This is a genomic window from Mesorhizobium sp. YL-MeA3-2017 (genome assembly GCF_030814575.1).
Lineage (GTDB): Bacteria > Pseudomonadota > Alphaproteobacteria > Rhizobiales > Rhizobiaceae > Mesorhizobium > Mesorhizobium terrae.
This window is the reverse complement of record NZ_JAUSVH010000001.1, coordinates 4,466,395-4,491,943: the sequence shown is the minus strand read 5'-3', so window position 1 is coordinate 4,491,943 and position 25,549 is coordinate 4,466,395. Positions and strand designations below refer to the sequence as shown.

At 65.5% G+C, this 25,549-nt stretch carries 30 protein-coding genes; 18 read left to right on the top strand and 12 right to left on the bottom strand.

Going from position 1 to position 25,549, the window contains the following annotated elements:
- Positions 1–31 precede the first annotated feature (31 nt).
- Positions 32–292, bottom strand: a complete 261-nt coding sequence (locus QFZ88_RS21140) for a PepSY domain-containing protein (protein WP_024922266.1) — start codon at positions 290–292, stop codon at positions 32–34.
- 239 nt (positions 293–531) lie between these two features.
- On the opposite strand from QFZ88_RS21140, the gene QFZ88_RS21135 reads away from it, so the two are divergent.
- Both QFZ88_RS21135 and QFZ88_RS21130 read left to right on the top strand, forming a co-directional pair.
- Complete coding sequence (locus QFZ88_RS21135; protein ID WP_024922265.1) at positions 532–1,458, top strand: ABC transporter ATP-binding protein; 927 nt, start codon at positions 532–534, stop codon at positions 1,456–1,458.
- The gene (locus QFZ88_RS21130) at positions 1,455–2,216 is read left to right on the top strand and encodes an ABC transporter permease (RefSeq protein WP_024922264.1); all 762 of its coding nucleotides are present in this window, start codon (positions 1,455–1,457) and stop codon (positions 2,214–2,216) included. Before QFZ88_RS21135 ends, QFZ88_RS21130 begins: the two co-directional genes overlap by 4 nt.
- Before the next feature lie 331 nt (positions 2,217–2,547).
- Here the strand turns inward: QFZ88_RS21130 and QFZ88_RS21125 are convergent, their stop codons facing one another.
- On the bottom strand, positions 2,548–3,588 hold the full coding sequence (locus tag QFZ88_RS21125) for a phosphatidylglycerol lysyltransferase domain-containing protein (protein ID WP_024924740.1): 1,041 nt from the start codon (positions 3,586–3,588) through the stop codon (positions 2,548–2,550).
- Positions 3,589–3,793: 205 nt separating this feature from the next.
- Here QFZ88_RS21125 and QFZ88_RS21120 point away from each other — a divergent pair, with 205 nt between their 5' ends.
- Entirely contained in the window at positions 3,794–4,924 is a 1,131-nt protein-coding gene (locus QFZ88_RS21120; protein WP_024924741.1) for a flavin-containing monooxygenase, read from the top strand.
- A 222-nt stretch (positions 4,925–5,146) separates the two neighbouring features.
- Here the strand turns inward: QFZ88_RS21120 and QFZ88_RS21115 are convergent, their stop codons facing one another.
- Complete coding sequence (locus tag QFZ88_RS21115; RefSeq protein WP_024924742.1) at positions 5,147–5,977, bottom strand: alpha/beta fold hydrolase; 831 nt, start codon at positions 5,975–5,977, stop codon at positions 5,147–5,149.
- Positions 5,978–6,131: 154 nt separating this feature from the next.
- On the opposite strand from QFZ88_RS21115, the gene QFZ88_RS21110 reads away from it, so the two are divergent.
- The 8 genes from QFZ88_RS21110 (at position 6,132) to sigJ (ending at position 11,749) form a co-directional block, all read left to right on the top strand.
- Positions 6,132–6,320, top strand: a complete 189-nt coding sequence (locus tag QFZ88_RS21110) for a hypothetical protein (protein ID WP_024924743.1) — start codon at positions 6,132–6,134, stop codon at positions 6,318–6,320.
- A 200-nt stretch (positions 6,321–6,520) separates the two neighbouring features.
- A complete protein-coding gene (locus QFZ88_RS21105; RefSeq protein WP_210271180.1) occupies positions 6,521–6,844 on the top strand; it encodes a hypothetical protein in 324 nt (107 codons plus the stop codon).
- A gap of 67 nt (positions 6,845–6,911) precedes the next feature.
- Positions 6,912–7,616: a phosphatase PAP2 family protein gene (locus QFZ88_RS21100; protein ID WP_024924745.1), complete on the top strand. Its 705-nt coding sequence runs from the start codon at positions 6,912–6,914 to the stop codon at positions 7,614–7,616.
- Between the two features lie 87 nt (positions 7,617–7,703).
- On the top strand, positions 7,704–7,955 hold the full coding sequence (locus QFZ88_RS21095) for a helix-turn-helix domain-containing protein (protein WP_024924746.1): 252 nt from the start codon (positions 7,704–7,706) through the stop codon (positions 7,953–7,955).
- Positions 7,956–8,058: 103 nt separating this feature from the next.
- Positions 8,059–9,771: a SulP family inorganic anion transporter gene (locus QFZ88_RS21090; protein ID WP_024924747.1), complete on the top strand. Its 1,713-nt coding sequence runs from the start codon at positions 8,059–8,061 to the stop codon at positions 9,769–9,771.
- A 118-nt stretch (positions 9,772–9,889) separates the two neighbouring features.
- Entirely contained in the window at positions 9,890–10,267 is a 378-nt protein-coding gene (locus QFZ88_RS21085; RefSeq protein WP_024924748.1) for a hypothetical protein, read from the top strand.
- A complete protein-coding gene (locus tag QFZ88_RS21080) occupies positions 10,267–10,845 on the top strand; it encodes a hypothetical protein (protein WP_024924749.1) in 579 nt (192 codons plus the stop codon). Before QFZ88_RS21085 ends, QFZ88_RS21080 begins: the two co-directional genes overlap by 1 nt.
- Positions 10,838–11,749 (top strand): RNA polymerase sigma factor SigJ, encoded by a 912-nt coding sequence (gene sigJ / locus QFZ88_RS21075; protein WP_024924750.1) that lies wholly within the window; start codon positions 10,838–10,840, stop codon positions 11,747–11,749. Before QFZ88_RS21080 ends, sigJ begins: the two co-directional genes overlap by 8 nt.
- 196 nt (positions 11,750–11,945) lie before the next feature.
- On the opposite strand, the gene QFZ88_RS21070 is transcribed toward sigJ, so the two are convergent.
- A complete protein-coding gene (locus QFZ88_RS21070) occupies positions 11,946–12,461 on the bottom strand; it encodes a DUF6622 family protein (protein ID WP_024924751.1) in 516 nt (171 codons plus the stop codon).
- 157 nt (positions 12,462–12,618) lie between these two features.
- Between QFZ88_RS21070 and QFZ88_RS21065 the strand changes: the two genes are divergently transcribed.
- On the top strand, positions 12,619–13,431 hold the full coding sequence (locus QFZ88_RS21065) for a LytTR family DNA-binding domain-containing protein (protein ID WP_024924752.1): 813 nt from the start codon (positions 12,619–12,621) through the stop codon (positions 13,429–13,431).
- 35 nt (positions 13,432–13,466) lie between these two features.
- On the opposite strand, the gene QFZ88_RS21060 is transcribed toward QFZ88_RS21065, so the two are convergent.
- The 3 genes from QFZ88_RS21060 to QFZ88_RS21050 all read right to left on the bottom strand — a co-directional run bounded on the left by QFZ88_RS21060 (position 13,467) and on the right by QFZ88_RS21050 (position 15,671).
- A complete protein-coding gene (locus QFZ88_RS21060) occupies positions 13,467–14,402 on the bottom strand; it encodes a CHAD domain-containing protein (RefSeq protein ID WP_024924753.1) in 936 nt (311 codons plus the stop codon).
- Positions 14,399–14,872, bottom strand: a complete 474-nt coding sequence (locus QFZ88_RS21055; protein ID WP_024924754.1) for a CYTH domain-containing protein — start codon at positions 14,870–14,872, stop codon at positions 14,399–14,401. The genes QFZ88_RS21060 and QFZ88_RS21055 overlap by 4 nt, the downstream gene beginning before the upstream one ends.
- 106 nt (positions 14,873–14,978) lie before the next feature.
- Positions 14,979–15,671 (bottom strand): alpha/beta hydrolase, encoded by a 693-nt coding sequence (locus QFZ88_RS21050; RefSeq protein WP_024924755.1) that lies wholly within the window; start codon positions 15,669–15,671, stop codon positions 14,979–14,981.
- Positions 15,672–16,205: 534 nt separating this feature from the next.
- On the opposite strand from QFZ88_RS21050, the gene QFZ88_RS21045 reads away from it, so the two are divergent.
- The 4 genes from QFZ88_RS21045 (at position 16,206) to QFZ88_RS21030 (ending at position 20,477) form a co-directional block, all read left to right on the top strand.
- A complete protein-coding gene (locus QFZ88_RS21045) occupies positions 16,206–16,886 on the top strand; it encodes a DUF1956 domain-containing protein (protein ID WP_024924756.1) in 681 nt (226 codons plus the stop codon).
- 110 nt (positions 16,887–16,996) lie between these two features.
- Positions 16,997–17,947 carry an HlyD family secretion protein gene (locus QFZ88_RS21040; protein WP_024924757.1) on the top strand — a complete coding sequence of 317 codons (951 nt, stop codon included), beginning with the start codon at positions 16,997–16,999 and terminating at the stop codon, positions 17,945–17,947.
- 201 nt (positions 17,948–18,148) lie between these two features.
- The gene (locus tag QFZ88_RS21035) at positions 18,149–19,069 is read left to right on the top strand and encodes an ABC transporter ATP-binding protein (RefSeq protein WP_024926511.1); all 921 of its coding nucleotides are present in this window, start codon (positions 18,149–18,151) and stop codon (positions 19,067–19,069) included.
- 274 nt (positions 19,070–19,343) lie between these two features.
- On the top strand, positions 19,344–20,477 hold the full coding sequence (locus QFZ88_RS21030) for an ABC transporter permease (protein ID WP_024926510.1): 1,134 nt from the start codon (positions 19,344–19,346) through the stop codon (positions 20,475–20,477).
- A 51-nt stretch (positions 20,478–20,528) separates the two neighbouring features.
- On the opposite strand, the gene QFZ88_RS21025 is transcribed toward QFZ88_RS21030, so the two are convergent.
- Positions 20,529–21,509, bottom strand: a complete 981-nt coding sequence (locus tag QFZ88_RS21025; protein ID WP_024926509.1) for a threonine ammonia-lyase — start codon at positions 21,507–21,509, stop codon at positions 20,529–20,531.
- 217 nt (positions 21,510–21,726) lie between these two features.
- Here QFZ88_RS21025 and QFZ88_RS21020 point away from each other — a divergent pair, with 217 nt between their 5' ends.
- Positions 21,727–22,176, top strand: coding sequence for a hypothetical protein (locus QFZ88_RS21020; protein ID WP_024926508.1), 450 nt, complete (start codon positions 21,727–21,729; stop codon positions 22,174–22,176).
- A gap of 127 nt (positions 22,177–22,303) precedes the next feature.
- On the opposite strand, the gene QFZ88_RS21015 is transcribed toward QFZ88_RS21020, so the two are convergent.
- Entirely contained in the window at positions 22,304–22,627 is a 324-nt protein-coding gene (locus tag QFZ88_RS21015; RefSeq protein ID WP_024926507.1) for a hypothetical protein, read from the bottom strand.
- A gap of 183 nt (positions 22,628–22,810) precedes the next feature.
- Between QFZ88_RS21015 and mbfA the strand changes: the two genes are divergently transcribed.
- On the top strand, positions 22,811–23,794 hold the full coding sequence (gene mbfA, locus QFZ88_RS21010; RefSeq protein ID WP_024926506.1) for an iron exporter MbfA: 984 nt from the start codon (positions 22,811–22,813) through the stop codon (positions 23,792–23,794).
- A 21-nt stretch (positions 23,795–23,815) separates the two neighbouring features.
- On the opposite strand, the gene QFZ88_RS21005 is transcribed toward mbfA, so the two are convergent.
- From QFZ88_RS21005 to QFZ88_RS20995, 3 genes are read right to left on the bottom strand one after another with little or no spacing between them, the layout of a single operon-like run.
- Positions 23,816–24,172, bottom strand: a complete 357-nt coding sequence (locus QFZ88_RS21005; protein WP_024926505.1) for an antibiotic biosynthesis monooxygenase family protein — start codon at positions 24,170–24,172, stop codon at positions 23,816–23,818.
- Positions 24,169–25,095: an alpha/beta hydrolase gene (locus tag QFZ88_RS21000; protein WP_024926504.1), complete on the bottom strand. Its 927-nt coding sequence runs from the start codon at positions 25,093–25,095 to the stop codon at positions 24,169–24,171. Before QFZ88_RS21000 ends, QFZ88_RS21005 begins: the two co-directional genes overlap by 4 nt.
- Positions 25,092–25,424, bottom strand: a complete 333-nt coding sequence (locus QFZ88_RS20995; RefSeq protein WP_024926503.1) for an NIPSNAP family protein — start codon at positions 25,422–25,424, stop codon at positions 25,092–25,094. Before QFZ88_RS20995 ends, QFZ88_RS21000 begins: the two co-directional genes overlap by 4 nt.
- Between the last annotated feature and the right edge of the window lie 125 nt (positions 25,425–25,549).

Sequence of the window (25,549 nt, the reverse complement as noted above, 5' to 3'; positions counted from 1 at the left end):
TCGCAGGTTTGGCGGGCTGCCGGCACACACATTATTGCAGGTTCATCGGCGTTGCCGTGACAGGATCGTATTTGATTTCGACCTTGGCGCCGTCCTTGGTGAAGTAGGTGACGTCGTAACCCTTGTCGCTCCACTCGACGTCGGCGATGTAGGCGAAATCCGCGCGCTGCTCGACCAGGGCGACGAGCTCGGAAAGCTTCTTGGCGCCGCTCGGCGGCGGCTCCTTGGCCAAGGCGGCAAGGGTCGAGAACGCAAGCAGGGCAGCGGCTGCAACGGCCATCGTGGCGCGCATGGGCAATCCTCCAGACGGCACGCGCCATGCGCTTGCCGGAACTTACCCTCGCCCCACTCCCCTATAGCACAATTTCCGGGCGCCACGATCGTCCCAGTCATCGTGCCTGGACGACGGGCGGTCCGGTCAGTATGTCAGGAGATGTTCCGAAGTGTCAGCAGCGGCATTGACTTCGCGGCCGGCTGACCGACATTGAGCATTCACAATCGCAAATCCTTTCCAATCAGACCTTTGCCCCCATGCAATCCGTCATCTCCGTTTCCGGTGTCTCGAAAACCTATGCCACCGGCTTCAGCGCGCTGAAGAACATCAATCTCGACATCAAGCGTGGTGAAATCTTCGCCCTGCTCGGCCCCAACGGCGCCGGCAAGACGACGCTGATTTCCATCATCTGCGGCATCGTCAACCGCTCGGGCGGCACGGTCACCGTGGACGGCCACGACATCTCGAAGGACTATCGCGCCGCGCGCAGCCTGATCGGGCTGGTGCCGCAGGAACTGACGGTGGAATCCTTCGAGACCGTGCGCTCGGTGCTGGCCTTCAGCCGCGGCCTGTTCGGCAAGCCGGCCGACCCGGCCTTCATCGAGAAGACGCTCATGGACCTGTCGCTCTGGGACAAGCGCGATTCCAAGATCATCACGCTGTCGGGCGGCATGAAGCGCCGGGTGATGATCGGCAAGGCGCTGTCGCACGAGCCGAAGATCCTGTTCCTTGACGAGCCGACCGCCGGCGTCGACGTGGAACTGCGCAAGGACATGTGGGCGCTGGTGCGGCGGCTGCGTGAATCCGGCGTCACCATCATCCTCACCACCCATTATATCGAGGAAGCCGAGGAGATGGCCGACCGCGTCGGCGTCATCAACAAGGGCGAAATCGTGCTGGTCGAGGAGAAGGCGGAACTGATGCGCAAGCTCGGCCGCAAGCTGCTCAAGCTGGAGCTGCGCACGCCGCTCACTGCGGTGCCCGCCGGTTTCGACGGCTATAATCTCGAGCTTTCCCAGAACGGCAACGAACTCACCTACACCTATGACAACCAGGCGGAACGGCCGGGCGTCGCCTCGCTGATCCGCGACCTCGACCAGGCCGGCATCCAGTTCCGCGACCTCAACACCGAAAACAGTTCACTGGAGGAGATTTTTGTCTCCCTGGTGAGGAGGCAGGCATGAACCATCGCGCCGTCTGGGCGATCTACAAGGTGGAAATGGCGCGCACGCTGCGCACCATCATGCAGAGCGTCATCTCGCCCGTCATCTCGACCTCGCTCTATTTCGTGGTGTTCGGCGCCGCCATCGGCTCGCGCATCACGGAGGTGAACGGCGTCAGCTACGGCGCCTTCATCGTGCCGGGGCTGATCATGCTCACCCTGCTCACCCAGTCGATCTCCAACGCCTCCTTCGGCATCTATTTCCCGAAATTCGTCGGCACCATCTTCGAATTGCTGTCGGCGCCGGTTTCCTATCTGGAAGTGGTGATCGCCTATGTCGGGGCGGCAGCCACCAAGTCGATCGGCATCGGCCTGATCATCCTGGCAACCGCTTCGCTGTTCGTCGAACTCCACATCCAGCACCCGTTCTGGATGCTCGGCTTCCTGGTGCTGACGGCCGTCACCTTCTCGCTGTTCGGCTTCATCATCGGCATCTGGGCCAACGGCTTCGAACAGCTGCAGCTGATCCCGCTTCTGGTGGTGACACCGCTGACCTTCCTCGGCGGCTCGTTCTATTCGATCGACATGCTGCCGGGCGTGTGGCGCACGATCTCGCTGTTCAACCCGGTCGTCTATCTGGTCAGCGGCTTCCGCTGGGCCTTCTTCGGCCATGGCGACGTGTCGGTGGAGATCAGCCTCGCCATCACGCTGGGCTTCCTCGCCGTCTGCATCGGCGTCGTCGCCTGGATCTTCAAGACCGGATATCGGCTGAGGACGTAGGGCGGCGCCTTACTATCTCCCCCCCTTGCGGGGGAGAAAGCGATTTCAGCATCTTAGCGAGCACGCCCGTAGGGCGGCGCAGTCTAAGTGCTAGAAATCGCAAGAGAGGGGATATTCAGCCGCAAGGTTGCGGCTTTTCACCTTCGAACGAGCATCGACGTCTTGGACTTCAGCCGAGCATAAACGGAGGGGCGCTCATAGCTGAATATCCCCTCTCTTGGATTTTCTACGACTTAGTGGCGCCAAGATCGGCCTGGCGGCCGAGCGCCGCTAAGATCGTGAAAATCCATTCTCCCCCGCAAGGGGGGAGATAGGGCGTCGGCGCTCTACCTCAAATCGCCTTAAGCAATCTGAGCAGCGCCAGCATTCCGGAGGCGGTGCCGCGCCGGAACGCGATGTAAGCGGGTTCCTCGGTGCCGTGGAAGCGGCGCTTGAACGCCGCCTGGCCCTGCAGGTTGAAGCGGTGGCGATTGACCAGTTTGGAGTCGAACGCCCGGCCGAAGGCGCCACGCCAGAAGGTGCTTTCGGGGAAGCCGCTGGGCGCCGTGTCGGCGAGCGGCGACAGACCCAGCGTCACCGAGGCGACACCCTCGCCGCGGAACTGGTCGACGGCGAATTTGGTCAGCCCGATCTCGGCATGCGGCGTCGCGTCCGCCAGCTTGCGCTTGAAGGCGGTGGTGTAGCCGACGGCCTTGCCGTCCTTGTAGATCGGGTCGAAGTCGAGCAGCGCAGTCAGCTTGCGGTCCGGATCGAGCAGCACGAAGCGGCGCATGCCGGGGCCGGGCAGGATCGGGAACGGGCGGTTGAGGAAAGCCATCTCGCGGCGCTTGACGATGCGGCCGGCGCGCCATTCGTCGGAAAGGCGGCGCACCTCGTCGGCATCGACCAGCCCGCCCTTGTCCTCGGTCAGTGTAAAACCCTTCTTGACCAGCCAGCGCTCGGAATAGCGCACGGTCTCGTTGGGCTTGCCGGAAAAATCGTGAGCCGGCAGCGACAGCCTGGTGTCGAAGCCGATGCGGCTGACCTGGTAGCCGAGGCCGGACAGGATTTTCGCGCTCGCCTCGCCGATCTGCACAAACCACGGCGAATCGGCGATCTCGACGAAGCGGTTAATCAGCGCAGCGCGATTAGCCTCGCCAACGACCGGATCGGCCAGCGCGTAGTGGCGGCCCATCATCGTCTGGAAGGCGACATAACCGTTTTCGTCGCCGAAATAGGAAAGAAGCGGCTGCGTCGCCGTCGAATAGGCGAGCGAGAAATCGCCATGCTGGGCAAGCATTGCCAAGCGTTTGGCGAGCGGCAGCTCGGCCCGCGGAATGGCCGGTGCACGATCGTCGAGGAAGCGGTCTATGCTCTTGCGGAGCGAACCCATGGTCAATGCCCAGATGATACCCAACTAGCGGCCGCGCGACCCGAACCTCGAATCAGCAGCCACCACCACCCCTCAACCATCTATTGCCATATCGCCGTCCATGCCACATAGCGCAAGTAGAGCGAGACGTGGTTGGGTCGAACCCGTCCGGCCTTGCCTCGTTCTTGGTTGCGGCGTCGGTGTCGCGGAAGGATTTGGTGGAAATATGACCGAAACGATCGAACCGGTGATCGTGATCGGCGCCGGCGCGGCTGGGCTCGCGGCGGCGGACGCACTCGCCCGGCACGGCATCAAGGCCAGTGTGTTCGAACGCGAACAGCGCATCGCCGAGCCGTGGCACCAGCGCCATGAGCGATTGGCGCTCAACACGCATCGCGACATGTCGTTTCTGCCCGGCATGCCCTATCCGCGCGGCGTGCCGGCCTTTCCGCCCAAGGCCGCGGTCATTGCCTATCTGGAACAGTTCGCCAGGCAACGCGGCATCGCCGTCGAATTCGGCATGGCGGTCGAGCGTGTCACGCGCGACGGCGACCACTTTGCCGTCCATACCGCCAAGGGCGTGCGCCATGCGCGCAACGTCATCATTGCCACCGGCCACGACCAGGTGCCGTGGATGCCGGACTGGCCAGGTGCGGCGACATTCGGCGGCAGGCTGATCCATGCCGCGAAATTCGGCAGCCCGAAAGACTATGAAGGCAAGCGCGTGCTGGTGGTGGGCGCCGGCAATTCCGGCTTCGACGCGCTGAACTATTTGGTCGGCGCCAAGGCGGCGTCGATCACGGTGGCGGGGCGCGCCGGCCCCTCGGTCCTGCCCAAGCGCATCGGCAAGATCGCCGTGCAGCGCTTTTCCAGGATCACCAACGCGCTGCCGGTGCCGATCGGCAATTTCATGGTGGCGCTCCTGCAGCGCGCGATGTTCGGCGATCTCCGCAAACTCGGTTTCGCGCCGGTGAAGAAGGGCGCCATCAGCCGGCTGAGGGACGACCATGTGGCGATCGCCGCCGACGACGGCGCCATCGCCGCCATCAAGGCCGGCCGCATCAAGGTGGTGACGTCCGTCGCCCGCTTCGAGCCCGAGCAAATCGTGCTGGCCGACGGCTCGGCGATAGAGGCCGACATCGTCATCGCCGCCACCGGCTACCGCACCGGGCTGGAGCCGATGCTGGACGGGCTCGGCGTGCTGAACAGCAACGGCGCGCCGAAGACCAATGGCGCCGAGCCAGGCAACCAGCCCGGCCTGTGGTTCATTTCCATGCGCCCGAGCGTGCTCGGCCATTTCTACACCGCCGGCCAGGAAGCCAAGGCCATCGCGGCGAAGATTGCGGGCAAGGGGTAGCACGCCCCTCGCCCGTCATTCCGGGCAAGCGAGCAAAGCGAGCGCCGACCCGGAACCCATTGAGCAGCGCGGCCGGGATCAAAGTTCGGGCAGTCGACGGCGAAAGGCACGATCAGGGAAACGCAGACGGCTCAGCACAAGGACTGGGCCGTTCACGACGATGATGCAGCCAATGGGTCCGGGATAGCCTTCGCTGCACTCCGGCTTCCGGGATGACGCCCCTCATCCCGCATCGCCGCCAGAGAGAAACACCCCCAACCGCTCCAGCACACGATCCGGCGCCTCGAGCTGAGGCAGGTGGCCGACGCCGGCCAGCGTTTCGAACGATGCCTGCGGGACGAGGCGATGCAGCGCCCGGCCTCGTTCCAGCGGTATCCAGGGGTCGTCCTCGCCCCAGATGATCGCCACCGGACAACGGATTTCGCCGAACAGCGGCTCGACCTCGGCCGTATAGCGTTCGTCGGCCTCGGCGAACTGCCGGTAGAAGCTCTGCCGGCCTTCCTCGCTCAACCAGGGTTCGACGAGCCGTTCGAAATCGCCCGGCGCCAGCTCGGTCACCAGCGCGCCCTTGATATAGGCCTCCACCACCGCCCGGTGGATGTGCGGCGGCAGACCGAGGAATGCTTCGACATGGCGGCCGACATGGTCGAAGAACGCCGAGCCCCAGGGGCGCATGGCAACGACATTCATCAGCACGTAACGATCAAAGTCGCAGCCATGCAGAAGGTGGGCGCGCAGCGTAGTCGCGCCACCGAAATCATGGGCGACAACGGCCGGGTTCTCCAAGCGCCAATGCGCCAGCATCTCGGCGAACACCTGCCCCTGCACATCGAGCCCGGTGCGTTGCGCCGCCCGCTTTTCCGAGCGCCCATAGCCCGGCATGTCGTACCAGTGGACATGGTAGTGCCTGGCAAGGGCCGGGATGAGCCGGTGCCAGGAGAAGGACGACCACGGCCAGCCATGCGCCAGCACCAGGGCCGGCCCGCTGCCCGCCCGGCCCGCCGCCACAACTCCCGCGGACGTCGCCACAGTCTCATCAAGGTTCCACGACATGGAGGCCATCTTGCAGCGTTCGCGCCGCCGCCGGCAAGGGCCCGCGAGACCGTCAAAATCAGCAATTTTGAATCAAATGCCACTGCGGGAATTTCTGTTCCCGCAACCGAATCGTTCCATGCTTTGTCGAGCGGTGGGCCAAACGGAGTATTCGATGAACAGTGATTTTGCCGCCGCGCGCCTGCATCTCGAGCGGGCAAGCCACTATCTGCGCGGCAACGACCAAACCAGCAGGAAGGCCTGCGAGGCGCTGGACATCCTTATCGAGGCCATCGTCACGGCCCAGCACGCCAAGCCGAAGGGCCAGGTGATCGAGTTTCCGAAGACGGTTCTGGTGCGCTAGCGCATTGGCCCGGAAACCGGTCGGCGCCGACATGCGCCAGCCGCTCGCGGGCTCGTAACCTTCGAAGCACAAAGCCAGACCCTCGGCTTTTCGTCCGCTCATGCGGACCGCTCCCACCCCTTGACCGGCGTCCACCATTCGGAAACAAGCTTGCGCAGGGCATAAGGGCTTGGCGGAGGCAATCGGTGAACGTATTCGGCATGGCGCAACTCGGTGTTTCCACCGTGATTTTTTTGCTCGCCGCGACGGCGGCCAAGCACTGGGCGCTGGCGCCGAGCCTCGGCAAGATCCTGATCACGCTCGCCCTCTACACCCTCGGCAACCTGATCATGCTGAAGCTGATCCGCGACTTCGGCATGTCGATTTCGCTCAGCCTCTCGGCGGTTATCCAGCTGGTCGCGGTCAATGCCGTGGCGCTGGCCTTCTTCGGCGAACGGCTTACCCCCATACAGGGCGCGGGTGTCGCTCTCGCCATCGTGGCAGTGGCATTGGTCACGCTTGGGCCCTATTTGCAGGGCCGATGACACCAGCGCCGGGATTGGCTAAAGCCCGCCCACCTCGAAAGCCGGCGCGGCAATAGCGGCAGGATTGATGCGAAAGACCCTTTCTTCCCTCTTCGACAAGATCGAGTTCCCCGTTCTTCTGGCCGGCATCGTCGTGGCCGGCGGGCTGTGGGGCTTTCTCGAACTGATGGAGGTGGCCCGCGACGTCGCCCCGCACACATTCGACACGCAGATCCTGCTCGCCTTCCGCGAAGCCGGCAACCCGAGCAATCCGATCGGTTCGCCTCGGCTGGAGGGTGCGGTACGCGACATCACAGCGCTCGGCAGCGCCGTAGTGCTGATACTGATCACCGCCGCCACCATCATCTATTTCCTGCTCATCAAGCGATGGGGCACCGCTTTCTTCGTGCTGGCAACGGTCGGCGGCGGCCAAATCCTGTCCAGCCTGCTCAAGATCGGCATCGACCGGCCGCGCCCCGATCTGGTCTCGAAGCTCGCGGTCGAGACGTCGCTGTCCTTCCCCTCCGGCCACGCCATGCTAGCCGCCGTCACCTATCTGACGCTCGGCACGCTGGCGGCGCGCTTCCTGCCCGGCCGCGTCACCAAGATCTATGTTTTCGTTCTGGCCGTACTGGTGACGCTGATGGTCGGCGTGTCGCGCCTCTATCTCGGCGTGCACTGGCCGTCCGACGTGCTGGCGGGCTGGTGCGCCGGCTTCGCCTGGGCCATGCTGTGCTGGCTGGCGGCCCGCTTCCTGCCGCGCGGCAAGAACGGCGACGAAGAGCCGAGTTAAGGTATTTTCAACCCATATTCATGTTTGACACATCACTATGAAGGTATCATACATTCATATTGCAGACTCAGACGGGAGTTCTGACCGGTGATCACCGCAGCTCAGATGCGTGCGGCGCGGGCACTGGCCGGCATCGACCAGAAGACGCTCGCCGAACGCGCCGGCGTTTCGCTGCCGACCATCCAGCGCATGGAGGCCAGCGACGGCGTGGTGCGGGGCGTGGTCGATACGCTGATGAAGGTCATCCAGGCGCTCGACGAGGCCGGGGTGGAATTGATCGGCGACAACCAGGCCAGCGAACGCGGCGGCAGGGGCGTGCGGCTCAAGGGCTCCATGTAGGATTCCCGCCAGGGTCGGCTTTTTGGTTCGCGACGGCGACCGCCGACGTTACGCAAGATCATTGCGATGCCGACGATGCCGCCGCTTTTGCGGAAGGCACGCCATGGAACAGGTCCAGCGCCGGCAGGCCCACAGAGCAGCGCCGACATTTTCCGAACTGTTCACGCCCAAGCTGGTGACGGTGCTGCGCGAAGGCTACGGCCTGCCGCAGCTGCGCGCCGACGCATTGGCCGGCCTCACCGTCGCCATCGTGGCGCTGCCGCTGTCCATGGCGATTGCGATTGCCTCCGGCGTGACGCCGGAGCGCGGCCTGTTCACGGCGATCGTCGGCGGTTTCATCGTCTCCGCGCTCGGCGGCAGCCGCTTCCAGATCGGCGGGCCGGCCGGCGCCTTTATCGTTCTGGTGGCTTCCACCGCCGACCGGCAGGGCGTGGACGGGCTTTTGCTGGCCACCATGATGGCCGGCGTGTTCCTGCTCGCCATCGGATACTTAAGGCTCGGCACCTACATCAAATACATCCCCTACCCCGTCACGGTCGGCTTCACCGCCGGCATCGCCGTCATCATCTTTTCCGGCCAGATCGTCGAGTTGCTCGGCCTCAAACTGCCCGGTAAGGAGCCTGGCCCCTTCGTTCCGAAGCTGATGGCATTGTGGCAGGCAGGCGGCACGCTGAACCCGTCCGCCGCCGGCATCGCGCTTCTTTCCATCGTCACCGTGGTGGCGTTGAAGAAATGGCGGCCGCACTGGCCGGGCATGCTGGTGGCGGTGGCGCTCGCCTCGCTGGTCGTGGCGCTGCTGGCGCTGCCGGCCGACACGATCGGCTCGCGTTACGGCGGCATTCCGCGCAGCCTGCCGCTGCCGGCGCTGCCGCCGATGAGCCTCGACAAGGCCATCGCCGTCTTGCCGGACGCGATTGCCTTCGCGCTGCTCGGCGCCATCGAATCCCTGCTCTCGGCGGTGGTCGCCGACGGCATGACCGGGCGCCGTCATCGCTCCAATTGCGAACTGGTGGCGCAGGGTTTCGCCAATATCGGCTCGGCGCTGTTCGGCGGCATCTGCGCCACCGGCACCATTGCCCGCACCGCCACCAATGTGCGGGCCGGCGCGCATGGGCCGGTCTCCGGCATGCTGCATTCGGCCTTCCTGCTCGTCTTCATGCTGGTGGCCGCGCCGCTCGCCAGCTACATCCCGCTGGCCGCCCTTGCCGGCGTGCTGGCCGTGGTGTGCTGGAACATGGTGGAGAAGCAGGCCATCGCCGCGCTGCTGCGCTCCTCGCCGGCCGACGCCGTGGTGCTCGGCGCCACTTTCCTGATCGTCGTCTTCCGCGATCTCACCGAAGGCATCGTCGTCGGTTTTGCACTCGGCGCGGTGTTGTTCATCGACCGCATGGCGAAAGCGGTGGCGATCGCCGAAAGCGAGCAGCCGCTGGTGGCCGACGATGTCGCCGACGCCACCAATGGCGACCGCCGCGCCTATGACGCCAGCGAGGCCAGCGATCCCGACACGGTCGTCTACCACATCTCCGGCGCCTTCTTCTTCGGCGCGGCCTCGACCGTTGCCGCCGTGCTCGACCGCATCGCCGACCAGCGCAAGAACTTCATCCTCGACTGTTCCCGCGTGCCGCTGTTCGATTCCACCGCAGCCAATGTCATCGAAAGCACCGCGCACAAGGCCAAGAAAGCCGGCGTGCGCTTCATCATCGCCGGTGCCTCGCCGCAAACCAGGCGCATGCTGATCACCCACGGCGTCAAGCGCCCGCTGGTGACCTTTGCCGCGTCAGTGAAGGACGCAAAGGCACAGCTAAGGATGGGGTGAGCGCCCTTCCTTCTCCCCTTGCGGGAGAAGGAAAGCCGTCGCCCGCCCCCCAAAAAATCTCCCGCCTCATGTCACACCTCTCCACCCTGTCCCGTCATGGGCTGAGGAGAAAAACGACATGCGAACCCTGCTCATCCTCATCGGCCTCTACCAGGGCGCCAACGGCCTGTTCATGCTGGCGGCACCGGCGCTTTGGTACGTCACCATTCCCGGCGTCACCGCCACCGGCCCGGCCAACCCGCATTTCATCCGCGACATTGGGCTGGCCTTCATCGCTGCGGCTGCCGGCCTCATCATTGGCGCACTGAAGCGCGACCGCTGGATGCTCATCGTCGCCTCGATCTTCCTCGGCGGCCATGCGCTCCTGCATCTCGCCGAGATGCAACACGGCACGACATTCGCCGACGCGCTGCGCGACATCGCGCTGATCGTGCTGCCCGGCCTCTTGCCGCTCGCCGCCATTCCCGCCTTCGACCCACAAAAGAGGACCGCCTGATGCTCGGCCCGTTGCTCAAACACGCCTTCCGCCGCTTCGGCGCCCGCTACGGCTACGACACCGCCTATCTCACCGAACTCGTCGACCTCGACGCCGGCGGCGGCTTCAAGCTGGCGCTGGTCTCGTACTTCACCGACCACCGCTTCGGGCTGGAGGCCGCGCCCTATTTCGCCGCCCGCATCACCGCGGTGCGACACACCGACTGCGGCTCCTGCCTGCGCCTTGCCATCGCCAGGGCGTGCGAGGCCGGCGTGCCGATGGCCGCCATCAGCGCCATGCTTTCGGATGACGCAAGCAGAGCGCCGCGCGAGATGGCGCTTGCCCGTCACTATGCCGAAGCGGTTTTGGCCAACGACCCGACGCTGCCGCAGATCGTCGGGGCCTGCGAGGCGCGCTGGGGCAAGCGTGGCCTGGCGGGGCTTGCTGCGGCCACGGTTTCGGGCTCCTTCTACCCGCTCTTGAAACGCGGGCTCGGCCACGGCAATACCTGCGAGCCCGTTCTGGCGTGGCTTGCCGCCGAAACGAAGAGAGCCGACGAAGTGCCGGGCAGATCAATGGCCAGGATGACCCATGGTTGAAGAACAGGACCGGCTGGCCGCCTATCTTGGCGAACGCCCCCGGCTGATCCGGCTCGCCTATCGTTATCTCGGTTCCGCCAGCGAGGCGGAGGACATCGTGCAGGATGCCTGGTTGCGGTTTTCAGCGACTGCGGAAGCCGAGCACCCGGCAAGGCTGTTGTCGCGCATCGTCACCAATCTTTGCCTCGACCGTTTGCGTTCGGCGCAGGCGCGGCGCGAAACCTATGTCGGGCCATGGCTGCCGGAGCCGATCGTGGAAAAGGCCGGCGCGGTCGAACCGGACGCCAACGACGCCGCACTCGACATTTCCTTTTCGGTGATGCGGGCGCTGGAACGGCTGTCGCCGCTGGAGCGGGCGGCATTGTTCCTGCACGACCTCTACGACGTGCCGTTCGAGGAGATCGCCGAAACGCTGAAGCGCACGCCGGCGGCCTGCCGGCAGATGGCCTCGCGCGCCCGCAAGATGCTCAGGCAAGACCAGAACCGTTTCCCGGCCACCGGCGAGGACGTGGCGCGTTTCGTGGCGGCATTCGAGCGGGCCGCCCTCGGCGGCGATGTCGAGCCGCTGAAGGCGCTGCTGGCCAGCGACGTCGAATATGTCGCCGATGGCGGCGGCAAGGTGCTTGCGGCGATCAACGTGCTTTCCGGCAGCGATGTCGTCGTGAAATTCATGCTCGGCGTGGTGCGCAAGAACCCCGACCCGGCGCGTACCGTGGTGGCGCCCGCCATCATCAACGGTGCACCGGGGCTGGTCGTCTCGATCGCCGGCCAGATCGAGCAGACCGTGGGTTTCGCGGTCAACGCCGACGGCGCCATTTCGGCCATCTATACGGTGCGCAATCCTGAGAAGCTGGTGGATGTGGTAGCATCCTTTCCTTCTCCCCTTGTGGGAGAAGGTGGCTGAGCCCCGGCGGCGTAGCCGCCATAGGCGAAGTCGGATGAGGGGTGCTGGACGGAGTGCGGCCTGTCCGAACTGGAACCACAGCAGAAGCGAACGCTACTTTCCGCATCGCCTCGTTTCTTCCAACACCCCTCATCCGTCTCGGCGCTTCGCGCCGATCCACCTTCTCTCACAAGGGGAGAAGGAAAGGCACCGCGCCTCACGCCATCCTCAAATACCCGCGCGGCAGGGAGCCAAGCGTGCGGGCCAGCATCAGCGCCGGCAGCAAGCCGGCCAGCATGGCGTTGGCAATAACGAAGCGGGTATCGGCGGCGAGCGCGGGGGCGACGCCCAGCGCGACACCGCGCGCATAGCTGACCACGACAATGGCGACGACGATGGCGAAGGGCAGCCAATGTCCCTTCACCGCCAACCGGCCGTCAGGCAGGGCCCAGGTCGGCGTGTGGCGCGCCACTGCCAGACCGGCCAGCGTGCCGGCGGCGATGCCGAAGGCGAGACCGGCGGCGCCGAACGCGGAAAGGCCGTGGCGCACCAGTTCAAAGACATCGAGCAGGACCAGGATTACCGGCAAGGCCAGCAGGCGTGCCGGGGAGACGATGCGGTCCCGCGTACGGGCCCAGCCGGCATAGAGCGCATAGGCGATCAGCGGCCACACCCAGAGCGGCGTGTGGGTGACGATGTCGAGAAGACCGGGGGTGGTGGACTGCGATGGCATGGAATGCTCCTGTCGAAAATCTCGTCGGTTGAAGGCGGCGGGGCGGCGCGCTACCAGTGTCGTCACCGCCTCGGCTGGCCGGCACCATCGCGGTCGGGTGCCGCTTCGGCAAACGTGGTTTCGGGAAGGGACGATCCGATACGTGAAGCACGGCCCCATGCATTCCACGCTTCGCGAAATGCAGGCTCTCGCCTTCTCGCCGCGCTTCTGGGGGCTGATCCTGCTCGCCACCGCCGTGCTCGGCGTGACCGGTCCGTTCGGCACCTATGAGCGGCTGGCGCTGTTGCCGCGCCTGGCCTACTGGCTGGCGCTGGCGCTCGCCACCTTCACGATCGGCTACGCCATTGTGCGGCTGGCCGGCCAGACATTGTTCGAGGGCCGCGACGCGCCACGGTTACTGCGAGCGCTGATCACCGGCGCGATCGCCGGCCTGCCCATCGCGCTGGTGGTTCTGGCGTTCGACGCGGCGGTTCTGTCGGCGCCAATGCCGTCGCCGCGCGCGGCCTTGACCCTGTTCCTCAACTGCGCGCTGATCGCCGCGGCCATTTCGCTGGCCTCGGTTCTGATCGCCGGCGAGACCAGCGCCGACACCGTGCCACCAGCCGAAACGCCGACCACGCCAGCCGCCGTGGATGTCGCGCCGCCCCGGCCCGAGAGGCGGCCACCGCTGCTCGAACGGTTGCCGCTGCCCTCACGCGGCCGGCTGACACGGCTCTCCATGCAGGATCACTATGTCGAGGTGCACACCGAGAAGGGCTCGACGCTGGTGCTGATGCGCATGGCCGACGCAATCGGCGAAACCGAGGGCGAGCCCGGCCTGCAGATCCACCGCTCGCATTGGGTGGCGCTGGAAGCGGTGGCCGGCACCGCGCGCCGCGACGGCAAGCTGTTGCTGAAGCTGAAGGACGGCACCTTGCTGCCGGTCAGCCGCAGCTTTTCGGCGGCGGTGCGGGAAGCAGGGATCCGCTAGGGCAGCGTCATCCCGCCCACAAAGGAACCGCGTGCCTACGCCGCTCGCAGCGCCGTGACCGGCGTGGCGGCAAGCCGCTGCCGCAGACTGTCGGTCAAGCGCACAATCTTGCGCTTCCAATCGCGCGCGAAGAGCCGCTTTGCGTCGGCCAGGCATTGCTTCCTCAACCGCTTGCCTTCGCGCTTCAGGCATTTCTCCACGTCGGCCAGCACCTCGGGCTCCAGATCCAGCGCCGGCGGCTGCCGTCGCACAAGGGCACCCAGAACGGCGATGTCGTTCAGCGCGCCGAGCCGCTTGTCGAGAACGCCCAGCCGGTGGCGTCGTGCCGATCTCCGCTCCGGCCACAACCCTTCCAGCAAGGCAAGCTGGGTGGCATGCGCCCTCACCGCCTTGCGCAGCGTGTGGAAATCGATGTCCCGGCCTCGCGAACGCGCCCGTTTGAACGCCTTTCGGGCCCGACCAAGGCCAGCCTGCGCGCCGTCTACGACAACGGTGCTCGCCGCATCGGCATCGGCCGGCAGGGAAAGCGCGCCGAGCCACAGCAGGCCATGACGGCAGGCGGCGAGTGCTGCGTCGACTGCGGTGCCGAACGCGGCGGTGTCCTGCATCGCCGCCTCCCGGCGCACGGCCAACATCTGCCGCAGCACCGCAACCGATGCTGCCCGCCGCGGATAGGCCCTGCCGAGCCGCTCCGCCGTCTCGACCATGGCGCTCGCCTCGCGCAGCCCCGAAAGCCGCGCCGAGACATCGCGATAGCGGGCATTCTCCTCGGCAAAGAAGGCTTCGTCGCCGGAGCGGACGAGGCGCAGCAGGGCACGAACGGTTTTCAGCCGGCGGCGGCATTTGTGCAGCCGCTCCTCCGGTTCCGCCCGCGCCAGCGCCAGATGCTCCAGCGCACGGGTAATCTCCTGCCTCAGAAGCCGCGTCACGTCGCTTGCCAGCGGCAGCGTCGCATGCAGGCGCGGGCTCACGTCACCAGCTCGGGAAAGCCATTCAGCGCCAGCGAGGCGTTGGAGTAGCGGAGCTCGCCGGTCACCTCGCGCCCGAGCCAGGCCGGCAGCTTGTCGTCGGGCACGATGTCCTTGGTTTCCAGCTCGGCCACCACCAGCCCGTCCAGCGTCGAGTTGAACACGTCGACCTCGTAGACATAACCGCGGTGGCGAACATGGTGGCGAACCTTGCGGATGACGTTGCCGACGGCAAAACCCATCATCTCGCGGGCCTCGGCCAGCGGCACCGGATATTCGAATTCGTCGCGTATCCTCATGTCCGAGCCGAATTTCAGCGTCAGCTTGGCGGCGCGGCCATCGCTGATGCGCAGACGGATCGAGCGTTCGGAGGAGATGGCCAGGTAAAACTGGATGATGGAGACGCTGCGCTCCACCGCCTTGCGCCACCCCTCGTCTCTCACGAGAAACTTGCGTTCGACTTCCTTGGCCATCGGGGGCAAACCATAAGGCAGCTTTCGCTGCACGCAAGAGCGAAGATTCGCGACCGATGATGCCACGAGGCCGAACGGCATCGCCGCCCCGCCCCATGGCGTCGGATCAGGCGGCGCTGCGCGCGGCTTCGTCGATCAGTGCCGCAACTTCCCTCGGCTTCGATGCCAGCGAGGCGTGGCTGGCGTTCAGCTCGACGATCTTCCTCGGCTTCATGCGTTGCGACATCATCTTCTGGTTTTCGGGGTGGATCATGCGGTCTTCCGACGACACCTGGTACCAGACCGGCTTCTTTTTCCAGGCTGGCGCGGTGATGTTGTCGCCAAAGGTCGAGCCGAGCGGCGCCTTCTGCGTCACCGCCATCACCAGCGCCTCGTCGGCGGTCAGATCCTGGCAGAAGCTCTCATGGAACTTGTCGGGCTTGATCCAGAGATAGCCGTCGCTGTCGGGGGCGATGTTCGGGAAGGCGGCCGGCGCCTTGGCCTGGCTGATGCCGCCGGGGCTTTCGCCGGCATCCGGCGCGAAAGCGGCGATGTAGACCAGCCCTGCCACATTGGGCAGGTCGCCCGCCTCGGTGATGACCGCGCCGCCATAAGAATGGCCGACCAGAACCACCGGCCCGTCAATCTGCCTGACCATCTTGCGCGTGCGTTCGGCATCGTCGGCGAGCGAGGTCAGCGGCACTTCGACGGCATGCAGGCCGGTGTGCCCAAGCTTGGTAAGCTCGATAATTGCCTTGCTCCAATGGGCGGCACCGCCCCAGAAACCATGAACCAAAACGATAGTGGGCAGCGAAGACATGACGACTTCTCCTTCCTTGGCGCCCGTTTGTTGCGAGCTCGGACGATAACTGGGTTTTGGGTGGGCGCACCTCACTCTTCCAGAGCATCCCGTCACGCGCAACGATATTGAAAATTAAATTTTGTTCACCGTCGCCACGTCCGCAATTTGCGCAGTTGTCTCAATCTTGAAGTAAAATATATCGTATCATCTCGCGCAGTTATTATTTAACGCGATTATTAAGTTATTTATTTTTATCTAAATAAATAGATCTAGCATCCCAATACGCGATAATTGTCATCTCTCCGAAATTCACTTTTCGATACGAGAGCCGGAAAAACCCAGCCGCAAGCCGCGACCCGATCAAGCGGCGACCGTCGGTCGAAAGCGGCGGACGCTCATCCCCATCCTGCCGCAACCCTGCCCGCGCCGCGCCTCACAAACCCGTGAGGTTTGTCACCGCCAACCCGGCCGCCGCTCCGGCGGCTGGCGGGATCGCGGGCATGCACCGCGCCTGCCATGGACATTAATCATTCGATTGATTAAACTCCGGTCATGGCCAACGCCCCGACCCGACCGCCGCCCTCGCCCGCCGACATGACGCAGACGGCGCTGATCCACGCGGCGCTGAAGCTGTTCGGCCGGCAAGGCTACGACGGCACGTCGACCCGCGAGATCGCCGCCGCGGCCAAGGCCAATATCGGCTCCATCGCCTATCATTTCGGCGGCAAGGAGGGCCTGCGCGCCGCCGTCGCCGACCATATCGTTGCGACCATCCAGTCGATCGCCGGCCAGGCGCTGGGCGGGCTCGACGGTCCCGACCCGGCATCGCTGACGCCGGAGGCGGCGCGCCAGCAGCTCAAGACCGTGCTGCACGGCATGGTCGCCTTCATCGTCGCCAGCCCCGACGCCGGTGAGATCGTGCAATTCATGCTGCGCGAACTCGCCCATCCGACGCCGACGCTCGACCGCATCTATGGCGGCGTGTTCGAGCCCACGCACCGGCGGCTCTGCCATATCTGGGAACGCGCCACCGGCGAGCCGGCGGAAAGCGAAAGCGCGCGCCTCGCCGTCTTCTCGCTGATCGGCCAGACCGTCTATTTCCGCATCGGCCGCGAGCCGGTGATGCGGCGCATGGGCTGGAAAACGATCGGCGACGACGAGGCGGCCAAGGTGCTGGCCGTGCTGAACACCAATCTCGACGCCATGCTGGCCGCGCGGGAGACGAAGCGATGAGGTGCCAATTTTTTGGCGGCCACGGCAAAGGCTGGGTGGCGAGCCGGCGCCACCCACCTTCTCCCGCAAGGGGAGAAGGAACGGAGTGTGTTGCCAAGGGAGAAAGGTAGATGAGCTTGCTCTGTTCGTTGCCGCTGGCAGCCCAACTTTTCTCCGCCTGCGGGCCGGGTGCGCCGCTGGCGGTCGGTTATGTCGAGGGCGACTATGCGCTGCTCGCGCCGATCGAAGTGGCCGAGGTCAAGACCGTCTCGGTCAAGCGCGGCGACCGCGTCGGCCCCGGCCAGCCGGTGGCGACACTGGAAAGCGCCGATGCCCAGATCGCGGTGGCGCAGGCCAAGGCGGCACTCGCCCAGGCCGAGGCCCAGCTCGCCGATCTCCAGGTCGGCAAGCGGCCGGAAGAGATCGCGGTGCTGGAGGCGTCGTTGCGCTCGGCCAAGGCGCAGGCGGCGGACGCCGCACGCACGCTGGCGCGCACGCAGGACCTCTTGAAGCGCGGCGTCGCCACCCAGGCGCAATATGACGATGCCGCCACCCAGGCCGAGGTGGCGGACGCCGCCATCGGCCAGGCCACGGCCAACCTTGCGGTCGGCCGCCTGCCGGCGCGGCCGGAAACGATCAAGGCCGCGGAAAACCAGGTCAAGCAGGCGCAGACCGGGCTGGAGCAGGCCGAGTGGCGGCTGTCCAAGCGCACCTTGCAGGCGCCCGCCGCCGGCCGCGTCAACGACATCATCCGCTATCCCGGCGATACGGCGGGCCCGAGCTCGCCGGTGCTTTCGGTGCTGCCGGACGGTGCGGTGAAGCTCACCGTCTATGTTGCGGAGCCGCGTCTCTCCTCGGTCAAGGTCGGCGGCGAGCTTACCGTGCGCTGCGACGGCTGCCCGAGCGGATTGAAGGCGCGCGTCAGCTATGTCTCGCCCGATCCGGAATTCACGCCACCGGTCATCTACTCGCTCGAGAACCGCCAGAAGCTGGTCTACCTGGTCGAAGCCAAGCCGCTCGGCAACGCCGGCCCGCTGCAGCCGGGGCAGATCGTGGATGTGGATTTGGCGAGTAGCGAGTAGGCAGTCGGCAGTAGGCAGTCGGCAGTCGGCAGTCGGCAGTCGGCAGTCGGCAGTCGGCAGTCGGCAGTCGGCAGTCGGCAGAAAAGGGCAATTCGAGATGGGCAAAGCCTCAAGGTTCATTTGCGGTCATTCGCAGTTCCGACTGCCGACTGCCGATTGCCGACTGCCATTCCTCAACCCGACCGCCAGCGGCAGCGCCTGATGTACGCCATCGACGTCAAGAACCTGGTCAAGCGCTTCGGCGACCGCACCGTGGTCGACCATGTCACCATGAGCGTGGCCGAGGGCGAGATCGTCGGTTTCCTCGGTCCCAACGGCTCGGGCAAGACCACCACCATCCGCATGATGTGCGGGCTGCTCACCCCCGACGAGGGCGACGGCACCGTTCTCGGCCACGACCTCAGGACCGAAAGCCTGAAGATCAAGCACGAGGTCGGCTACATGACGCAGCGCTTCTCGTTCTACGAGGACCTGACGATTGCCGAAAACCTCGAATTCGTCGCCCGCCTCTACCGGCTGAAACCGCTGGAGGACCATATCGGCGCGACGCTGGAGGAACTCGGCCTGACCACCCGGCGCAACCAGCTGGCCGGCACGCTGTCTGGCGGCTGGAAGCAGCGGCTGGCGCTCGCCGCCTGCATCATGCACAAGCCGCGCCTGCTTTTGCTGGACGAGCCGACCGCCGGCGTCGATCCCAAGGCGCGGCGCGAGTTCTGGGACGAAATCCATCGCCTCGCCCATGGCGGACTGACCGTGCTGGTCTCCACCCATTACATGGACGAGGCCGAGCGCTGCCACCGCATCTCCTACATTTCCTACGGCAAGCTGATCGCCACCGGCACCGTGGCCGAAGTGGTGGCCAATGCCGGGCTCACCACCTTCATCGTCGCGGGACCCCGCCTCGACCGCCTTTCCGCCGAGCTTACCGGCCGGCCGGGCGTCGACCAGGTGGCGCCGTTCGGCGCGACTCTGCATGTCGTCGGTTCCGACCGCGCAGCACTCGAGCGCGCCCTGGCCGATGTCGAGAAGACGCATGACGGCGTGACGGTGATGCCCGGCGAAACCAGCCTGGAAGACGTCTTCATCCAGTTCATGGCCGGCTCGAAGGACAATATGTCGTGATCGGGTTCTGTGGTGACATGGCGAGATTGATGGCGACCCCTTCTCCCCTTGCGGGAGAAGGTGGCTCGGCGCGCAGCGCCGAGACGGATGAGGGGTGCTGGAAGAAACGAGACGATGCGGAAAGTACCGCGCGTTTCGGTTGCGCTCCCGGTCTCGATAAGCGGTACTCCGTCCAACACCCCTCATCCGACCTCGCCTTCGGCTCGGCCACCTTCTCCCACAAGGGGAGAAGGGATCGCGGGCGACAGCTTCCGACCTTAATCGAGAGCGCGCCATGACCCTGTTCTCCTTCGCCAGGCTCGGCGCGCTTTTGATCAAGGAATTCATCCAGATGCGGCGCGACCGCATCACCTTCGCCATGATGCTGGGCGTGCCGCTCGTCCAGCTTCTGCTGTTCGGCTACGCCATCAACAACGACCCCAAGCGGCTGCCGGCGGCGCTGGTGGCGACCAGCAACGACCAGTACACGCGCGCCATGGTGTCGGCGCTGGAAAACACCGGCTACTACCGTTTCGACCATGTCGCCCAAAGCGCCGAGGAAGCCGAATTCCTGATCGAGAGCGGCACCGTCTCCTTCGTGGTGACGATCCCGGCCGATTTCGCCAGCCGCGTCGAGCGCGGCGACGGCCCGCAGATCCTGATCGAGGCCGACGCCACCGACCCGGCGGTGGCCAGCGGCGCCATCTCGACGCTCGGCACCGTCGCCTCGCAGGCGCTGCTCAGGGCGCAAGGCATGCAGGCGGCCGCCGCCGAGACCGCCAGCAGCCAGCTGCAGGTGGTGGTGCACCGTCGTTACAATCCCGAAGGCGTGTCGCAATACAACATCGTGCCCGGCCTGCTCGGCGTCATCCTGCAGATGACCATGGTGATGATGACCTCGATCGCACTGACGCGCGAAACCGAGCGCGGCACGATGGAGAACCTGCTGGCCATGCCGGCCAACCCGCTGGAGATCATGCTGGGCAAGATCCTGCCCTATCTGGCGGTCGGCGCGGTGCAGGTGGTTGTGGTGCTGTTTACCGCGAAATCGCTGTTTTCGGTGCCCTTCGTCGGCTCGCTGCCGCTGCTGCTCGGCGCCATACTGGTGTTCGTGCTGGCGCTGGTGCTGCTGGGCTACACCATCTCCACCGTGGCGCGCACCCAGATGCAGGCGCTGCAGCTCACCTTCTTCTTCTTCCTGCCTTCGATCCTGTTGTCAGGCTTCATGTTCCCCTATCGCGGCATGCCGGACTGGGCGCAAAGCTTCGGCGAAATCTTCCCGCTCACCCATTTCCTGCGCATCATCCGCGCGGTGATGCTGAAGGGCGCGGATTTTCCCGCCATCGCCGGCGAGGTCGGCTGGCTGGCCTTCTTCGTCGTGCTGTTCGCTGGCCTGGCGCTGGTGCGCTTCCGCCGCACGCTGGATTGAGCGGGTAGTCGGGAAAGTCCTCCTGTCCGTCGCCGTCTGCCGATCCAGAAATCAGGCGGCAGCCAAGATCTTCGCATAGGTGCCAAAGTCGACATTGCCGCCAGACAGCACCACCGCCACGCATTTGCCGGCGAGCTCGATCTCGCCCGACGACAGCGCGGCGAGGCCGACGCAGCCGCCCGGTTCCACCACCAGCTTGAGGTGCGCCATGGCGTCGCGCATGGCCGCCGCTGTCGCCGCGTCCGAGACGGCGACGGAGCCGGCGAGGTTCCGGCGGTTGATCTCGAAGGTGACGATGCCGGGTTCGGCAGTGAGGATGGCGTCGCAGATCGAGTTGTGTCCGGGCTCGATGGCGACACGCCGGCCGGCGGCCAGCGAAAGGCGTGTATCATCGAAATGTTCGGGCTCCGCCACCCAGACATCGGTGCCGGGCGAAGCATCCTTCACCGCCAGCGAAATGCCGCTCGACAGGCCGCCGCCGCCGCAAGGCATGACGACGGCATCGAGGGTGACGCCGAGCGCCGCCGCCTGCCGCATCAACTCCAGCCCGATCGTGCCCTGGCCGGCGATGATGGCGGGATCGTCGAAGGGCGGCACCAGCGCCATGCCACGCTCCATCCAGGGCCGCACCACCGCCATGCGGTCGTCGCGGAAACGGTCGAAACGCACCACCTCGGCGCCCATCCGGCGCACATTGGCGACCTTGGTTTCGGGCGCATCGCTCGGCATGGCGATGACGCTCTTCAGCCCGAAGATGGCAGCGGCGGCAGCCACGCCCTGCGCATGGTTGCCGGAGGAAAAGGCGACGACACCATGGCGACGCTCTTCCTGCGACAGGGACGAAATCTTGTTGTAGGCGCCGCGAAACTTGAACGAACCGGTGCGCTGCAGCGTTTCCGGCTTGAACAGGATGCGGCCGCCAAAGCGTTCGTTGAGCACGCTGGATTCGATCAGCGGCGTCTCGACGATCAAACCGGCGAGGCGGCTGGCGGCGGCGCGGACATCGGCGATTGCAGGGGGCTGGACAGTCATCAGAGGCTTCCCGAACACACATTCGCCGTCATCATGTGCGCCAAGCGCGGCTGAGCGCCATTGAAAAGATGTGACCGTGACAATGTTTGCATGCTTCGCCTTCACGGCTCATCGGGGACATCGGCGGTGCTCACCAATTGTTTCTGCCGTAAGCGAAATCTGACTTGAAACGGAAGACGCCGCCTGACCATTGGGCGGCGAAGAGAGGAGGCCTCCCATGCGCAAGATATTGTCCCTGTCCGCCATCGCCCTCACCATGGCGCTGACCAGCATGCCGTTGGCCACGGCCTCGGCCGAAGAGCTCAACATCCAGATCGGGCCGGACGGTCCGAAGATCGTCACCCGCGACCGCCGCTGCGACCCCGACCGCGAATATTGCGGCGACCGCCGCCGTTCCGACGAATGGCGCAGCGACGACGACAACGGCCGGCGCCGCCGCCCCGACGAGTGGCGCAGCGACCGCGACCGCGGTGACGACGGCGAATACCGCCGCGCCGAATGCAGCCCCAACCGCGCGCTCGACAAGGCCGAGCGCATGGGCCTGCGCCGTGTGCGCGTGGTCGGTGTCGGCCGCCGCACCATCGAAGTGCGCGGCATCACCCGCAGCGGCGACCGCGCCAGCGTGGTGTTCGCCCGCCGCGACCCGCGCTGCCCGGTGCTGAACTAAAATAGGTCGCACGACCTCGAAAACAAAACGGGCGCCCCAGGGCGCCCGTTTTTCATATGCTATCGACAATCCAACCGGGTGATCCGTACGGCCGCCCTTGGCGCCCTTTTGCCGGCCGCCAGCTTGTTCAGCCCAGCAGCACCTTCTTGCGCTTGGCGCCGCCGGCCTTGCGCCAGGAACTGAAGCGATGGGTGGCGGCGGCGAAGGAAATCTTCATCTGCTGCGAAACGGAATAACGCGTCTCGCCCTTGTCGAACATGCGATAGCAGCATTCCACGCCTTCCTTGGTCAGCTTGCCATCCGTCGTCTTGTTGTGCGGATTGGCGGGGTCGAAAGCCTCGACCCTCAGCGCGACCATCTCCTTCAGCCGTTTCAAATCCGCCTCGATCGATACGATGAGGTCGAGAACGGGTTTGGGGTCGAAGGATTTTTCGCGCTTGGCTGCCGTCATGCGAAGAAGCTCCTGCCTTTGTTTGCACCGATGCGGGCTGCCCTTCGATATAGGCAAACATTCGCCGATAAAAAGACAACTCACATTTTTGTGCACGCCACGCCCCGCGCAGGCGTCGCGCCGGTTGACCGCACCGTATTGATTGCATAGTTTAGAATAATTCTAAACTAGAGACATCCCATCATGCTTTCCCGTGTCTTCGGTTTCGGCCGCCGCCCCTTTTCCTCGCTCTCGGAACAGGAAATCCTGGCGCTCGCCATCTCCTCGGAAGAGGACGACGCGCGCATCTACCGCTCCTACGCCGAAGGGCTGGAAGCCGATTTCCCGAGCTCCGCGCGGCTGTTCGATGAAATGGCGACGGAAGAGGACAAGCACCGCGCCATGCTGATCGAACTGCACCGCAAACGCTTCGGCGAACGCATTCCGCTGATCCGGCGCGAGCATGTGAAAGGCTATTACGAGCGCAAGCCGGACTGGCTGGTACGGCCGCTCGGCATCGACAAGGTGCGTCACCAGGCCGAGGAGATGGAGCGGCAGGCGCAGCTTTTCTATCTGGAGGCCGCCAAACGCACTTCCGACGCCTCGACCCGCAAGCTGCTCGGCGACCTAGCAGCGGCCGAACAGGGCCACGAAAACCTCGCCCACAAGCTCGAACAGCGCTATGTGCCGGGCGAAGTGCGCGACCAGGAGGCGGCGACCGAGCGGCGGCAGTTCATCCTCACCTATGTGCAGCCGGGTTTGGCCGGCCTGATGGACGGTTCGGTCTCGACGCTGGCGCCGATCTTCGCCGCCGCCTTCGCCACGCACGACACCTGGCAGACCTTCCTGGTCGGTCTTTCGGCCTCGATCGGCGCCGGCATTTCGATGGGCTTCACCGAGGCCGCGCATGACGACGGCAAATTGTCGGGGCGCGGCTCGCCGCTGAAGCGGGGGCTCGCCAACGGCATCATGACGACGCTGGGCGGCCTCGGCCACGCTTTGCCCTATCTCATCACCGATTTCTGGACCGCGACGACGGTGGCGGCGATCGTGGTGTTCTTCGAATTGTGGGCGATCGCCTTCATCCAGAACCGCTACATGGAAACGCCCTTCCTGCGCGCCGCCTTCCAGGTGGTGCTTGGCGGCGCGCTGGTCTTCGCCGCCGGCGTGCTCATCGGCAATGCCTGACCAGCCGGCGCTTCGCCGCCGCTAGAGCGCCGCGCCGTCATGCACGCCCCGGCTGTCGGCCGGGGCCTCCGCGCGTTCGAACATGCCGTAGTCCCGCACCACATGGGCGATGCGCAGGCGGTAATCCGCAAAGACGCCGCCGCGCCCGGCTTTCTGGGCCTGGCGATGATCCTCGGTGTTGCGCCATTGTTTCACCGCCTCCTCGTCGCGCCAGAACGACAGCGACAGGACGTGTGCCGGATCGGACAGGCTCTGGAACCGCTCGATGGAGATGAACCCGTCGATCCCGTCGAGAAGCGGACGCAGATTGGCGGCGATGCCGAGATAGGCGTCACGCCTGCCTTCCGCCGGGGTGACTTCGAAAATGACGGCGATCATGGGTTCGTTTCTCCTGTGAGGAAACGGCCGACCGTTTCAAACAATGCCGCGCGGCCGGTTTCAAGATGCATCAGATGGGTGCCTTTCGGAAGCTTGCGGTCGAGCTTGACCCGGCCTCCCAGCCGCCCCATCAGCCAGGCGGCGTCGGCGTCGTTGGAAACGCTGTCCCATTGACCGCGCACGATCAGCGTCGGCGCCTCGATGCGTGACGGGTCGTAAGGCAAGCGGCCAGCCCATGCGGCGGCGATGTCGGCCACCGGACCGGACGGGATCTGGACGGCAGGCGGCGTGCGTGCCCCGCTTCGGGGATCCGTGGCGAGATAGGCCGGCCCCCAGGATGCGAGTTGCGGCTCGATCAGGACAGGCGGATGCCCCGCCGGCACGTCCTCGACAAAACGCGACAGCTGGTCGGCAATCGACACCAGGCGCCAGCCCGGAAAATCCGCAACCGTCTGCCCGGTTGCCTCGCGCCGCGCGATCGGCCCGAAAAGCGCCAGGCGGTCGACCGTCTCCGGCCTGGCCGCCGCGTAACGCCCGGCGACAAGCGAGCCCCACGAATGCGCGATCAACGAAACCCGCGAACCGCCGGTGGCGGCCAGCACATGTGCGACGACCCGGGCAAGCTGCCGGCAGGCCGCCGGCGCGCGACCGCCGGGCGGCCGACCAACCGGCGAGCGCGAAAAGGAAGCCGGACGGCCGGAACCGCCATAACCGGCAAAATCGAAGGCCCACACATCGAAGCCGCGCCGATGCAGGTCGTCCATCCAGGAATGGCCTTCGAAGCGGTAGGCGACCGACAGCGCCGAGGGAAACGTCGCGCCATGGACGTAGAGGACCGCCGGACCTGCCGAGACCAAACGCCTGACCAGCAATCGCGGTTCGCCGGCACCGCCGGCCAGCATGAAAACGTCGCCCGATATCACGGCGTCACCAGCGGCGCATGCGGCACTGAGGCCAGTTTCAGGAAGATGCGGTCTTCCTTGAGGATGAACCGCTCGCGCCGGGCGAATTCGAAATTGGCCTTGCCCTCGGGGTCCTTGGCGAGACGGGCGCGATAGGCTTCATAGGCCGCGAGATTCTCGACCGTATAGAGCGCGTAGGCGGTGGTGGCCGAACCTTCATGCGGAGCAAAATAGCCGATCAGATCAGCGCCGCAGCGTGGAATGGCCTGCCCCCAGGCGCGTGCATACTCCTCGAACGCATCCTTCCTGAACGGGTCGATCTCGTAGCGGGTGAAGCAGGTGATGCTCATGGTCGTCTCCTTATGGGTTGATGCCGATGCTTCGAGCGCGATCGAAACATTGCCTGGCAAAGATCGTTAGAGTGTCAGCAGTCCGCATCGGCGGCGCTGCCGTCTCCTTGAACTGCCACCAGATT

Coding starts and splice junctions, on each gene's coding strand:
- QFZ88_RS21140 (WP_024922266.1), bottom strand. CDS start 292: ATGCGCGCCACGATGGCCGTTGCAGCCGCTGCCCTGCTTGCGTTCTCG.
- QFZ88_RS21135 (WP_024922265.1), top strand. CDS start 532: ATGCAATCCGTCATCTCCGTTTCCGGTGTCTCGAAAACCTATGCCACC.
- QFZ88_RS21130 (WP_024922264.1), top strand. CDS start 1,455: ATGAACCATCGCGCCGTCTGGGCGATCTACAAGGTGGAAATGGCGCGC.
- QFZ88_RS21125 (WP_024924740.1), bottom strand. CDS start 3,588: ATGGGTTCGCTCCGCAAGAGCATAGACCGCTTCCTCGACGATCGTGCA.
- QFZ88_RS21120 (WP_024924741.1), top strand. CDS start 3,794: ATGACCGAAACGATCGAACCGGTGATCGTGATCGGCGCCGGCGCGGCT.
- QFZ88_RS21115 (WP_024924742.1), bottom strand. CDS start 5,977: ATGTCGTGGAACCTTGATGAGACTGTGGCGACGTCCGCGGGAGTTGTG.
- QFZ88_RS21110 (WP_024924743.1), top strand. CDS start 6,132: ATGAACAGTGATTTTGCCGCCGCGCGCCTGCATCTCGAGCGGGCAAGC.
- QFZ88_RS21105 (WP_210271180.1), top strand. CDS start 6,521: ATGGCGCAACTCGGTGTTTCCACCGTGATTTTTTTGCTCGCCGCGACG.
- QFZ88_RS21100 (WP_024924745.1), top strand. CDS start 6,912: ATGCGAAAGACCCTTTCTTCCCTCTTCGACAAGATCGAGTTCCCCGTT.
- QFZ88_RS21090 (WP_024924747.1), top strand. CDS start 8,059: ATGGAACAGGTCCAGCGCCGGCAGGCCCACAGAGCAGCGCCGACATTT.
- QFZ88_RS21085 (WP_024924748.1), top strand. CDS start 9,890: ATGCGAACCCTGCTCATCCTCATCGGCCTCTACCAGGGCGCCAACGGC.
- QFZ88_RS21080 (WP_024924749.1), top strand. CDS start 10,267: ATGCTCGGCCCGTTGCTCAAACACGCCTTCCGCCGCTTCGGCGCCCGC.
- sigJ (WP_024924750.1), top strand. CDS start 10,838: ATGGTTGAAGAACAGGACCGGCTGGCCGCCTATCTTGGCGAACGCCCC.
- QFZ88_RS21070 (WP_024924751.1), bottom strand. CDS start 12,461: ATGCCATCGCAGTCCACCACCCCCGGTCTTCTCGACATCGTCACCCAC.
- QFZ88_RS21065 (WP_024924752.1), top strand. CDS start 12,619: ATGCATTCCACGCTTCGCGAAATGCAGGCTCTCGCCTTCTCGCCGCGC.
- QFZ88_RS21055 (WP_024924754.1), bottom strand. CDS start 14,872: ATGGCCAAGGAAGTCGAACGCAAGTTTCTCGTGAGAGACGAGGGGTGG.
- QFZ88_RS21050 (WP_024924755.1), bottom strand. CDS start 15,671: ATGTCTTCGCTGCCCACTATCGTTTTGGTTCATGGTTTCTGGGGCGGT.
- QFZ88_RS21045 (WP_024924756.1), top strand. CDS start 16,206: ATGGCCAACGCCCCGACCCGACCGCCGCCCTCGCCCGCCGACATGACG.
- QFZ88_RS21040 (WP_024924757.1), top strand. CDS start 16,997: ATGAGCTTGCTCTGTTCGTTGCCGCTGGCAGCCCAACTTTTCTCCGCC.
- QFZ88_RS21035 (WP_024926511.1), top strand. CDS start 18,149: ATGTACGCCATCGACGTCAAGAACCTGGTCAAGCGCTTCGGCGACCGC.
- QFZ88_RS21030 (WP_024926510.1), top strand. CDS start 19,344: ATGACCCTGTTCTCCTTCGCCAGGCTCGGCGCGCTTTTGATCAAGGAA.
- QFZ88_RS21025 (WP_024926509.1), bottom strand. CDS start 21,509: ATGACTGTCCAGCCCCCTGCAATCGCCGATGTCCGCGCCGCCGCCAGC.
- QFZ88_RS21020 (WP_024926508.1), top strand. CDS start 21,727: ATGCGCAAGATATTGTCCCTGTCCGCCATCGCCCTCACCATGGCGCTG.
- QFZ88_RS21015 (WP_024926507.1), bottom strand. CDS start 22,627: ATGACGGCAGCCAAGCGCGAAAAATCCTTCGACCCCAAACCCGTTCTC.
- mbfA (WP_024926506.1), top strand. CDS start 22,811: ATGCTTTCCCGTGTCTTCGGTTTCGGCCGCCGCCCCTTTTCCTCGCTC.
- QFZ88_RS21005 (WP_024926505.1), bottom strand. CDS start 24,172: ATGATCGCCGTCATTTTCGAAGTCACCCCGGCGGAAGGCAGGCGTGAC.
- QFZ88_RS20995 (WP_024926503.1), bottom strand. CDS start 25,424: ATGAGCATCACCTGCTTCACCCGCTACGAGATCGACCCGTTCAGGAAG.